Source organism: Pseudonocardia xinjiangensis (assembly GCF_050948425.1).
In the GTDB taxonomy this organism is placed as follows: Bacteria; Actinomycetota; Actinomycetes; order Mycobacteriales; family Pseudonocardiaceae; genus Pseudonocardia; species Pseudonocardia xinjiangensis.
Genome location: NZ_CP192009.1, coordinates 1675389 through 1686749, shown reverse-complemented (window position 1 = coordinate 1686749; position 11361 = coordinate 1675389). Strand labels below are relative to the sequence as shown.

8 protein-coding genes are annotated in these 11361 nt (G+C 71.0%); 4 read left to right on the top strand and 4 right to left on the bottom strand.

The features are described from left to right. Entirely contained in the window at nucleotides 1–915 is a 915-nt protein-coding gene (locus ACQPZA_RS08050) for a polysaccharide lyase (protein ID WP_433279658.1), read from the top strand. Further along, nucleotides 912–2249 carry a right-handed parallel beta-helix repeat-containing protein gene (locus tag ACQPZA_RS08045; RefSeq protein ID WP_433279657.1) on the top strand — a complete coding sequence of 446 codons (1338 nt, stop codon included), beginning with the start codon at nucleotides 912–914 and terminating at the stop codon, nucleotides 2247–2249. The genes ACQPZA_RS08050 and ACQPZA_RS08045 overlap by 4 nt, the downstream gene beginning before the upstream one ends. 155 nt (nucleotides 2250–2404) lie before the next feature. Here ACQPZA_RS08045 and ACQPZA_RS08040 read toward each other — a convergent pair whose 3' ends face one another. Continuing rightward, nucleotides 2405–3241 (bottom strand): SAM-dependent methyltransferase, encoded by an 837-nt coding sequence (locus ACQPZA_RS08040; RefSeq protein WP_433279656.1) that lies wholly within the window; start codon nucleotides 3239–3241, stop codon nucleotides 2405–2407. 117 nt (nucleotides 3242–3358) lie between these two features. Here ACQPZA_RS08040 and ACQPZA_RS08035 point away from each other — a divergent pair, with 117 nt between their 5' ends. Continuing rightward, on the top strand, nucleotides 3359–5488 hold the full coding sequence (locus ACQPZA_RS08035) for a putative bifunctional diguanylate cyclase/phosphodiesterase (protein WP_433279655.1): 2130 nt from the start codon (nucleotides 3359–3361) through the stop codon (nucleotides 5486–5488). Between the two features lie 6 nt (nucleotides 5489–5494). Here the strand turns inward: ACQPZA_RS08035 and ACQPZA_RS08030 are convergent, their stop codons facing one another. Both ACQPZA_RS08030 and ACQPZA_RS08025 read right to left on the bottom strand, forming a co-directional pair. Beyond that, nucleotides 5495–7087, bottom strand: a complete 1593-nt coding sequence (locus ACQPZA_RS08030) for an alkaline phosphatase D family protein (protein WP_433279654.1) — start codon at nucleotides 7085–7087, stop codon at nucleotides 5495–5497. Between the two features lie 169 nt (nucleotides 7088–7256). Next, complete coding sequence (locus tag ACQPZA_RS08025) at nucleotides 7257–8972, bottom strand: PHA/PHB synthase family protein (RefSeq protein WP_433279653.1); 1716 nt, start codon at nucleotides 8970–8972, stop codon at nucleotides 7257–7259. Between the two features lie 271 nt (nucleotides 8973–9243). Here ACQPZA_RS08025 and ACQPZA_RS08020 point away from each other — a divergent pair, with 271 nt between their 5' ends. Continuing rightward, a complete protein-coding gene (locus tag ACQPZA_RS08020; protein WP_433279652.1) occupies nucleotides 9244–10305 on the top strand; it encodes an extracellular catalytic domain type 1 short-chain-length polyhydroxyalkanoate depolymerase in 1062 nt (353 codons plus the stop codon). An 18-nt stretch (nucleotides 10306–10323) separates the two neighbouring features. Here ACQPZA_RS08020 and ACQPZA_RS08015 read toward each other — a convergent pair whose 3' ends face one another. Continuing rightward, entirely contained in the window at nucleotides 10324–11331 is a 1008-nt protein-coding gene (locus tag ACQPZA_RS08015) for a YihY/virulence factor BrkB family protein (RefSeq protein WP_344017134.1), read from the bottom strand. Nucleotides 11332–11361 lie beyond the last annotated feature (30 nt).

Sequence of the window (11361 nt, the reverse complement as noted above, 5' to 3'; positions counted from 1 at the left end):
ATGACCATGACGAGGCGCCGCGCGCTGCGGCGCTCCGCCGCAGCGGCCGTGAACGTCCTGCTGATGGGCGCAACGGCATGTGACACCACCTGGATCTCTCCGGAGCCGGCCCCCACGGCGGTCGACTCCGTGGTCACCCCGAAGGACCTGCAGAAGTTCATCGGCACCGGGCTCGTCTACGACGACCGTGGCGACTTCGGTCTCGACCAGGCCCAGCTCCTGACCACCACCGACGCCCCCGGCGGGATCCTGCTCCGCGTCTCCTACCCCGCAGGCTCCGCCAGCCGCGCCGCCGGCGGCCCCGACGGCGGCACCCAGGCCTACCTCCGCCTCCCCCACACCACCGGCCCGACCGACACCCTCGACCTGCGCTACCAACTCCGCTTCCCCCCCGACTTCGACTTCGTCAAGGGCGGGAAACTCCCCGGCCTCTACGGCGGCACCGTCACCAGCGGCCAACACATCCCCGACGGCACCAACGGCTTCTCCACCCGCTACATGTGGCGCACCAACGGCCACGGCGAGGTCTACGCCTACCTCCCCACCTCCCAGCAACACGGCACCTCACTCGGCCGCGGCTGCTGGACCTTCACCCCCGGCCGCTGGACCCAGCTCCACCAACGCATCACCCTCAACACCCCCGGCCTCGCCAACGGCCGCATCACCGTCTGGCAGGACGACCGCCTCGTCCTCGACCACCCCGGCCTCTACTTCCGCACCACCCCCGACCTGCACATCGACGGCCTGTTCTTCTCCACCTTCTTCGGCGGCGACGACTCCAGCTGGGCCAGCCCCACCGACCAGCACGCCGACTTCGCCGACTTCACGCTCACCTCCACCGTCCTGGCCTCCCCCGTCCATACCGGCCCTCCGGTCTACGGCCCGGCCGGTTGCACAGCGGCTGGTTGGCCGTGATCCGGACGGCGCCGATCCGGGCTCTGCTGCTCGTCCTCGTGTTCCTGCTCCTGTCGAGCGGCTGCGCAGCGCCGGCACCCGAGCCGCTGGTCCGCCGCGACGTGGCACCGAGCGCAGTGCTCGACCCGAGCCGGCCGTGCGTCCGGGAGGCCGCGGCGGGTGCACCCGCGGACCGGACCCCACCTGCCGGCCTCGCCGTGCGGGTCGACCCCCTCACCGACACGGTCGCGCTGACCGGCGGGGAGGGTGTCACCCTGCCCGTGCTGAGCACGGCGATCGGCGACCCGGCGGTGCTGCGGGAGGTCGCCCCCGGGGAGTGGCTGCTCGGGGCCGACCTCCAGGTGCTCACCGGCGCCTCGTTGCGGATCACCGCCCCTGACGTGCGCTGGCTCAAGCTCAGCAGCGGCCCCGCCGGTTTCGTGTCCGTCACGGCGCTGGGCGGTGGTCTCGAGATCACCGGATCCTGCGTGACGTCGTGGGACACGGCGCTGCAGCACGCCGACACCGAGCACGTCGACGGTCGCAGCTTCCTGCTCGCCCGCGACGGCGGGCGGATGATGGTCGACCTCTCCGAGCTGCGCTACCTCGGCTACGGCGAGGTCGAGTCCTACGGGATGTCGTGGCGCACGGAAGGCACCACGGGCGGGATCAGGGCCAGCATCGTGTCGCACCTGTTCTACGGGCTCTACTCCTACGAGGTCGGTGGGCTCGTGGTGCAGGACAACGAGTTCCACGACAACGTGCTCTACGGGATCGACCCGCACACCGGTTCGCACGACCTGCTGATCGAACGCAACCTCGTGCACGACAACGGCAAGCACGGGATCGTCCTGGCCGAGGACTGCACCGACAGCGTGATCCGCGACAACGTGGTCCACGCCAACGACCACCACGGAATCGTGCTCTACCTCCGCTCCGACCGGAACATCGTCGAAGGCAACGACTCCTTCGGCAACGCCGCCCAAGGCATCAACATCAACGAGTCGGCAGGCAACACCGTGCGCGGCAACCGCGTCTACGACAACACCGAGTCCGGCATCGCCGTCGGCCAGACCGCGCACGACAACCTCGTGGAGAACAACCAGGTCCGTGGCAACCAGCAGGACGGCATCCGCCTCGTCACCGACGCCGCACAGACCGCCATCCGGGGCAACGTCATCGGCGAGAACACCCGCTACGGCGTCTACGTCGACGGCAACGGCACCTTCGACCTCACCGGCAACACCATCTTCGGCAACCACACGGGTGTCATGCTGAAGGGTGGCATCGCCGCGCTCCCGGAGTTCGACGACCAGATCTTCGACAACGTCGTGTCCGACATATCGAAGAACTGACCGGCCGCCGGGTCCGCCTCGCGGACTCCCTTGTCGGTGGCGAGCCCGGAAAAGGTCACGACCGGCTGACGTCGGGGGCCGGGGGCGGTGCAGATCGACGACGCGAACGTGCCCTCTGATCGTTTCCCGGCAGCCGCTGCGCCGCGTGCGGCGGCCTAGAGCGCCGTTCCGTTCCGGTTCTCCTCGGGATCCTTCCGGCCGACCCCGCCGAGAACGCCGAACCGTTCCGGGCGCTCGTCCACGTAGAGGGGCGAATCCGGACGCCACAGCGGGATGTGCACCAGCCCGGGGTCGACCAGCGACAGCCCGTCGAACTGTTCGAGAAGCTCGCTGCGGGAGCGGAGGCAGATCGGCGTGTCGATCTGGTTCGACAGCTTCTGACCCTCGATCACCTCCGGAGGCTGGTCCTCATGGGTGACGTTGGCCAGAGCGATGAAGCTGCCGGGGCAGACCGCCTCACGGAGGCGCTTGACGATGCCCGCGGGGTCGTCGGCGTCGGGGATGAAGTGCAGCAGGCCGAGGATCAGCACTCCGACCGGCTGCTCGAGATCGAGGAGCCGCCGGGTCTCCGGGGCGGCGAGGACGGACTCGACCTCCCGGGCGTCGGCCTGCACCACGGCGGTACGGGGATCACCGTCGAGGATCATCCGGCTGTGGGAGACGGCCACCGGGTCGACGTCGACGTAGACGACGCGGGCCGCCGGATCGGCTCGCTGAGCCACCTCGTGGACATTGCCGAGCGTCGGGATCCCGGACCCCAGGTCGAGGAACTGGTGGATGCCCTGGTCCCCCATGAACCGCACGGCGCGGCGCAGGAAGGCCCGATTGGCACGCATCGCGTCACCGATGTCGGGGGTCATGCGCGAAACGATCTCGGCCAGCTCCCGATCCACCGCGAAATTGTGGGCGCCACCAAGGAAGTAGTCGCAGACGCGGGCCCCGCTCGGCCGTTCTAGATCAATTTCTGCAGACACCCAGTTCGGCCGCTCCATGACACCACCCCTCACGGGTTACCCGACCGCGCAACCATAACTGCTCCGTCCGAGCGACGGATACTGCACGTTCTACTCGGGGAGAAGTCTGACGCATTCGGCCGTATCGTTGGGCCGATGACCAGCGGGCAGCGGGATTTCCATCGCGCACCGGATGTGACTGCGCTGGTGGCGTCCTGGGCCGGCGATCTCGCTCGCGTGCCGTACCTGCCGCTGTCCCGCGACGACCTGCACGAGTTCCTCACGGCCGCGGCGTCGCGGGTGGCGCTCGCGGCGGCCGTCAACCCCGTGGACCTCGACGCGGCCCGGGAGGTCGGCGCCTCGATGGTCGACGCCGGACTGCTCGCCGCCGACGTCCTGCCCATCACCGTGAGCGCGCTGGCCCGCAACCTCCCCAAGGCCGCGCGGTCGGCCGGTGCCCACCGGCCGCACGAGACCGCGCCGACCGTCGAGGCGGCGGTGGCCGACGGCTATGTGGCGAAGCTGCGGGCCCGGATCCTCGACGAGCAGGAGCTGATGCGCAGGACGGAGGTGAAGGCCCGCTACCAGATGGAGGGGGCGCTGCGCTCCAGCGAGGCCCGCTTCCGCGCCATCTTCGCCAACGCCGCGATCGGCATCACCATCGCCGACACCGACGGGCGGATCGTCGACGTGAACGCGGCACTGGCCTCGATGCTCGGGTACACCATCGCCGAGTTCCGCCTGCTCACCGTGGGCGACTTCATGTACCCGGACGACGCCGCCGACATGTGGGAGCTCTACGAGGAGATCTTCGAGGGCAGGCGCGAGAGCGGCCAGGTGGAGAAGCGCTACCGGCACCGTGACGGGCACATCGTGTGGACCAACCTCACGGCCTCACTCATCCGGGACGCCGACGGCACGCCGGTGTTCATCGTGGCCATGGTCGAGGACATCACCACCCGCCGCGAGCTGCAGGAGCGGCTGCGGCGCCAGGCGCTGCACGACCCGCTGACCCTGCTGCCCAACCGCGCGCTCTTCCAGGACCGGCTCGCCGCGGCGTTCGCGCAGCCAGGAGCCCGCGTCGGCATCTGCTACCTCGACCTCGACCGGTTCAAGGCCGTGAACGACCGGCTCGGGCACGACGTCGGCGACACGCTCCTGATCGGGGTGGCCCGCCTCCTCGACAAGTGCGTGTCCACGCGGGGGCACCTGGTGGCCCGCATGGGAGGCGACGAGTTCGTCATCCTCGTCGACGACCCGCCGGAGGGCGAGCTGGCGATCCTCGCCGACACCGTGCTCGCCGTGCTCGCCGAGCCGATCGACGTCGACGAGCACCGGCTGTCGGTCTCGGCCAGCATCGGCGTGATCGAGTGCTCCGTGGACGAGACCACGCCGGCGGAGATCCTCAAGGCCGCCGACGTCACCCTGTACTGGGCGAAGTCCGACGGCCGCAACCGGTGGGCCCGCTTCGACCCGGAGCGCAACGCGCGCGACATGACGCGCTACACGTTGTCGGCCAACCTGCTCCCCGGGCTGGAGCGCGGCGAGTTCCGGGTGGAGTACCAGCCGATCGTCGGGCTCGCCGACAGCCGGGTGCACGGGGTCGAGGCGCTCGTCCGCTGGGCGCATCCCACGCTCGGCCTGCTCAGCCCCGACCAGTTCATCGACCTCGCCGAGGAGACCGGCTCGATCGTCCCGCTCGGCCGCCACGTGCTGAACGAGGCCTGCGCGCGGGGCGCCGAGTGGCACACCGCCCATCCCGACGCCGGCCTGTTCATCAGCGTCAACCTCGCCGTGCGGCAGGCCCACGACGCCGGGCTCGTCGCGGACGTCACGCGCGCCCTGAAGGACACCGGCCTGCCACCGCACCTGCTGCAGCTCGAGCTCACCGAGAGCGCGCTGCTCGGCCCGGCCGGGCGGCCGGTCGAGGCGATCAGCGCGCTGGCCGAGATGGGCATCCGGATCGCCGTGGACGACTTCGGCACCGGGTACTCCAACCTCAGCTACCTCCCCCGGCTCCCGCTCCACACCCTCAAGCTCGCCGGCACGTTCATCGACGGCCTGCGCAACCCCGCCACCGGCGCCGACCCCATCGTCAGCAGCCTGATCACCCTCGCCCACGCCCTCGGGCTCGCCGTCACCGCCGAGGGCGTCGAGACCCCGGCGCAGGCCGACCGGCTGCGGGCCAGCGCCTGCGACACGGTCCAGGGCTGGCTCTACGCCCGGCCCGCGGCGTGGGACGAGATCACCGACCTGTTCGGCAGGGCGCTCCCCCCGGAGGGCTGACCACCCCTACCCGGCCTGCACTCCCGGCTTCCGGTCCTCCACCACGTAGCTCGCGCGGGTGCTGATCGGGGCACCGGGCGTCGTGACCGAAGGGACGACCCGGAAGTCGCTGCGCCAGCGTTGCTGGTTCACGGTGACGCGGACGTAGCCCCGCTGGCTGTTGAAGAACTTCATGTGCGGGTTCGCCGCCAGCAGCGCCTGCCCGTCCGCCGTCATGTCGGCACCGTTGCCACCGGTGGTGATCGACGTGCCGACGAACTCGCTCCCCACCGTCGGCGAGCCGGGGTCGGCGTAGTCGCGCTTGAGGTCCCACGCGTAGTTCTGGTGCCGGTCGCCGGTGATCACGACGAGGTTGCGCACCTTGCGGTCCTGCGCGGCCGCGAGGACGCGGTTGCGGTCGGCGACGTAGCCGTCCCACGGGTCGAGGTAGACCTCCGTGGGGTCGCCCGGGTCCAGGTCGGTCTGTCCCATCGGGACCTGGTTGCCGATCACCTGCCAGCGGGCCCGTGACCGCGAGAACCCGTCCAGCAGCCAGTCCCGCTGCGGCGCGCCGAGGATGGTGCGCTTCGGGTCCAGCCGGTCGGTGCAGGTCGCGGACGACCCGTCGCCGCAGGGCTGGTCGTCGCGGAACTGGCGGGTGTCGAGCATCGTGAACTCGGCGAGGTCGCCGTAGGCGATCCGGCGGTGCAGGTGCATGTCCGGGCCGGCCGGGAGCTGGGCGCGGCGGTAGGGCAGGTTCTCGTACATCGCCTGGTAGGCCTGCGCCCGCCGCTGCCGGAACACCGCCGGGTCCTGGTCGGGCTCGGTGTCGGCCTGCGAGATGTCACGGGCCCAGTTGTTCTCCACCTCGTGGTCGTCGTTCACATGGATCCAGGCGAAGTTGGCGTGCGCGGCCTGCAGCGGCTTCTCCGCCTTGTAGAGCGCGTACTGCAGCCGGTAGCGCGCCAGGTCGAAGGTCTCCCCGCGGAACTGGTCCCCGGCCGGCGTCCCGCGCTTCTGCCCGGTGACGCCGTTCTCGTAGATGTAGTCACCGAGGTGGACGACGAGGTCCAGATCCTCGGCGGCCAGGTGGTCGTAGGCGGTGAAGAACCCGTCCTCCCACGACTGGCACGAGGCGAAGGCGAAGTTCAGCTCGTGCAGCGAGGACCCCGCCCGCGGCGCCGTCCTCGTCCGCCCGACGGGTGAGATCTCCCCGCCGACCCGGAACCGGTAGTAGTACTCGCGGTCGGGCAGCAGCCCGCTGATCTCCGGGTGCACCGAGTGCCCGAGCTCGGGAGTGGCGACCACGCTCCCGCCGTTGACCACGGTCCGGAACCGGTCGTCCGTGGCCACCTCGTACTCGACGCGGACCGGTCGGGCGGGCATGCCGCCGGAGCCGTCGGGCACGAACGGGTCCGGGGCCAGGCGCGTCCACAGCACCACCCCGTCGGGCGCGGGGTCACCCGAGGCCACACCGAGCGTGAACGGGTTACCCATCGACGGTGTCGCGGCGTACGCGGCGGAAGCGTTCCAGGCGCCCGTGCCCAGCAGCACGGCGGCGGCACCGGCACCACCGACCCCGAGAAACCGGCGTCGGGAGAGCGGGGAAAGACGTGACATCAAGATCCTCCTGTGCGACGACAGGAAGATCGTCATTTCCGGACATGGCCGGCACGCGGCACGCCGACCGCGTTCTCATGAACGGGGCCGGTCGGCTGCTCCGCGGATGGGCGGGCAGCCTCATCCGCGGTGGACGGCGACCTCGATCAGGCCGCTGTGGATCGCCGGGTCAGGTCCGGATGTACTCGCCGGGCCCGTCACCGAGCACCGGGTACGTGTCGCTGCCCATCCGTGGCGGATCCTGCAACGGCCCGGAGTGGGCCGTTGACCAGCGCGCCCAGTCCTCCCACCAGGAGCCGTCGTGGCGCTCGGCGATCTCGCGCCACTCCTGCGCCGTGGCCGGCAGCGACTCGGTCTCGGCGATCATGTGCCACACCTTCGGTCCCGGCGGGCTCACGATGCCGGCGATGTGTCCACCGCTGCTCAGCGCGAACCGGACCGGACCGCTGACGAGCCCGACCGTCCGGTACGCCGACTGCCACGGCACGATGTGGTCGTTGATCGCGCTCACGACATAGGTGGGCGCCTTGATCACGCTGAGGTCGATCGTCTTCCCGGCGATCTCGAGCTCACCGGCGGCGAGCTTGTTCTCCAGGTAGAAGTTCCGCAGGTAGAACGCGTGCATCTCGGCGGGCATGCGGGTGCTGTCGGCGTTCCAGGCGAGGATGTCGAACGCCGGCGGGTTCTTGCCCATCAGCCAGTTCGACACGACGTAGTTGAAGATCAGGTCGTTGGCGCGCAGCACGTCGAACGTGCCGGCCATCGAGCTGCCCTCCAGGGTCCCCTCGCGCCGCATCTTCTTCTCGAGCTTCTCGATGGTGCGCCGGTCGGTGAACGTGCCGAGCGCCCCCGGCTCGGCGTAGTCGAGCATCGTGTTGAGCAGGGTCAGCGCGCCGATGCGGCGGTCGCCCGCCTGCTGGAGGTACGCCGCGGTGATCCCCGTGAGGGCCCCGCCGAGGCAGAGCCCCACGATGTCGACCGTCTCGGCGCCGGTGATCTCCTGGATCACGTCGAGCGCCTTCTGCGGACCGTTGACGAGGTAGTCGTCCATGGTGGTGCCGGACATGTCCTTGGACGGGTTCTTGTAGCTGATCACGAAGACCGTGCGCCCGTGGTCCACCGCCCACTGGACGAAGCTGCGGTCGGGCGCGAGGTCCATCACGTAGTACTTGTTGATCCACGGCGGGCTGCACAGCATCGGGTTGGCGTGCACCTGCTCGGTGCGCGGCTCGTACTGCAGCAGTTCCATGAGCTCGTTGCGGTAGACGACCTTCGCCGGTGTGCAGGCGAGGTTGCGGCCCACCTCGAACCCGCTGGTGTCCACCTGGCGCGGCCGCCCCTCGTTGTGGACCAGGTCGTCGAGGAAGTTCTGGGCGCCCTTGAGCAGGCTGCCGCCTGCCGTCTCGAACGCGCGCTTGAGCGCCGCCGGGTTCGTGGCGAGGAAGTTGGTGGGGGCGAGAGCGTCCAGCAGCAGGTCGAGCGCCATCGCGGCCTTGCGTGCGGCATCGGCCTCCAGCTCCGCCGAGCCGACCACGTCACGGGCGAACCGGCACGCCGCCAGGTAGGCCAACCGGACCGAGTAGAACACCGGGTTGGCGTCCCACGCCGGGTCCGCGAACCGGCGGTCCTTCGGATCGGGCGGGACCGGGGCCTGCGCCTCGCCACCCAGCCAGCGGGTGGTGGCGATGAACGGGATCCGCGCCAGGTCCGTCGCGAGCCGGATCCCCGCCAGCGCGGTGTCGCCCGGACTCGCCAGGCTCGCGCGCACGGCCTGGGTCAGCGCCTCGCCGAACCCGGCGGCGTCCAGGTCCTCGAACAGGTCGGACTCCGGGCCGAGAGCGCTCGCGGCGTGCTCGGCAGCGGTGTCGGGCAGTTCCTCGGCCATGTGCACATCCTCACGTCCGACGAGCTCCGGAAAGACCATCCTCCCGCTGGCAGAGAACGTCGAACACCCCCGATCGGGCCCGTTCCGCGCCGGGCCCGGTCCTCGCAGAGCCCGTGGGGGCTGCGAGGACCACAGCGGGCGCGCGTACCGCTGAACAACCGGACGTCCGTGCGGGATCCCGGCGCCCCTGTTTGACATACTTATCGGGGCGTGCCTACTTTCCCGTCGCCGAGGCAGCCGCCCCGGCTCAGGAACGCGGCCAAGGAGCGACATGAAGCACCCCGAGGCCGGAATCGCAGCGGCCCTGCGGCTCACCCGGGAAGGACGGCTGACCGAGGCGGTCGACGTCATACAGAGCACCCTGAACGGCGGCGGCGCGCCGAAGCCCGCCGCGCCGTCCCCCGGGACCGACCTGCCGAGCCGGGTGCGCCGCGGCATGGCGCGGTCGCGTCAGGACGACGAACGCCCCGAGGCCCCCAGCGCAGCGGGGCAGACCCTGCACCTCACCCACACCGAGGCGGCGGGCACCCGGCTGTTCGACCTCTACGTCCCCTCGTCCCTGCGCCGCGGCGAACGGCCACCACTCGTGGTCATGCTGCACGGCGGGACACAGGACGCCGCCGACTTCGCGCTCGGCACCGGGATGGACCGGCTCGCCGAGCGGCACCGCATGCTCGTGGCGTATCCCGAGCAGTCCACCGCGGCCAACCGCGGCAGGTACTGGAACTGGTTCTCCCCCGCCGACCAGCAGCCCGGGGCGGGCGAGCCCGCCGTCCTGGCCGGGATCACCCGGCGGATCATCGCCGAGCACGGCGCCGACCCCCGCCGCGTGTACGTCGCGGGGCTCTCGGCCGGGGGCGCGATGGCCGCGGTGCTGGCCGTCACCGATCCCGACCTCTACGCGGCCGTCGGCGTGCACTCGGGCGTCGCCTACGGCGCCGCGCACGACGCCGGCTCCGCCTTCGCCGCGATGCGGGGCGGCGGCGCCCGCCGGGCGGGTGCCGACCTGCCACTGGTCGTCTTCCACGGCGACGCCGACAACGTCGTGGCCCCGGTCAACGCCGAGCACCTGGTCGAGGCCCGCCTCGCGGCCGGTGCGGGGCGCACCACGGCGACGACGCGCCAGGTGGCCACGGCCGGGCGCCGGACCAGCACGCAGACCGTCGTCCGTGGCGAGGACGGGTCCGTCGTCGCCGAGTCGTGGCTGGTGCACGGGCTCGGGCACGCCTGGTCGGGAGGCGACGCGGCCGGCTCGTACACCGACCCGGAGGGCCCGGACGCGTCCGCCGAGATGGTCCGCTTCTTCCTCGACCATCCCGGGGGCCGCGGCTGACCGGGCGGCGCACCGCCGTCACTCCGCGGGAGACTCCCGGCGCTCGGGGTCGCTCCTGTCCCGCTGCTCGAACTCGACGTTGATCGTCTGCGACTCCTTGAACCGCTGGGTGCTGGCGTAGGAGGTGTAGCTGCGGCGGTCGGCGTGGGTGAGGTCGACGTCCTCGACGAAGGGGGTGAGCAGCGAGCGCGGGTAGAGCCGCCTGCTGAGCACGGTGTTGAGCTCGGCGGCGAGCACGATGATCGTCGCCTCCAGATAGATCCACGCCAGCAGCCCGAGCACGATGCCGAACAACCCGTACACCTGGGTCGACCCCATCAGCCCGTGGCCCACGAAGAAGGCGCCCAGCGACTGCAGGATCTGCCAGGCGACCGCCGACATGATCGCGCCGGGCAGCACGTCACGGACGCTGACGTCCCGGACGGTCAGCGCGCGGAAACCGAGCACGAACAGCCCGCAGATCGCCACGACCGACACGACGATCGCCAGCACGCGCAGCCCGAGACCCAGTCCCGCCCCGACGGTGCCCGCCCCCGCGGCGAGCGCCGACAGCACCGTCGTGACCAGCACCCCGAGGCCGAGCAGGGCGAGCATCAGCAGGCTGCGCAGGCGCGCGCTGAACGGGTCGGGCCGCTTGTTGATCGGCACCCCCCACACCTGGTTGAGCGCGTTCTGCACGGCGACCGCCACCCCGAGGCCGCCGTACAGCGACACGACGATCCCGATCGCCAGCCCGAAGCCCGACCCGCGCAGCGGCTGCGCCGTGCTGGTGAGCTGGTCACCGATGATCGGGAACTGCGACAACGCGCTGTCGATCAGCTGCTGCTGCAACCCGGGGTTGCCCGGCAGCAGGAACCCGAGCACCGTCGACATGACCAACAGCAGCGGGAACAGCGACAGGAAGCCGTAGTAGGTGATCAGCGCGGCCAGGTAGGAACCCTGGTCGTCGACGAACTTGTAGACCACGGCGAGCGGCACCCCGAGCCAGCGGTGTCGTCGCTGGTAGTCGTCGACTTTCCCGATCATCCCCACGTCTGTCGGTACCCGCGCCGGGTC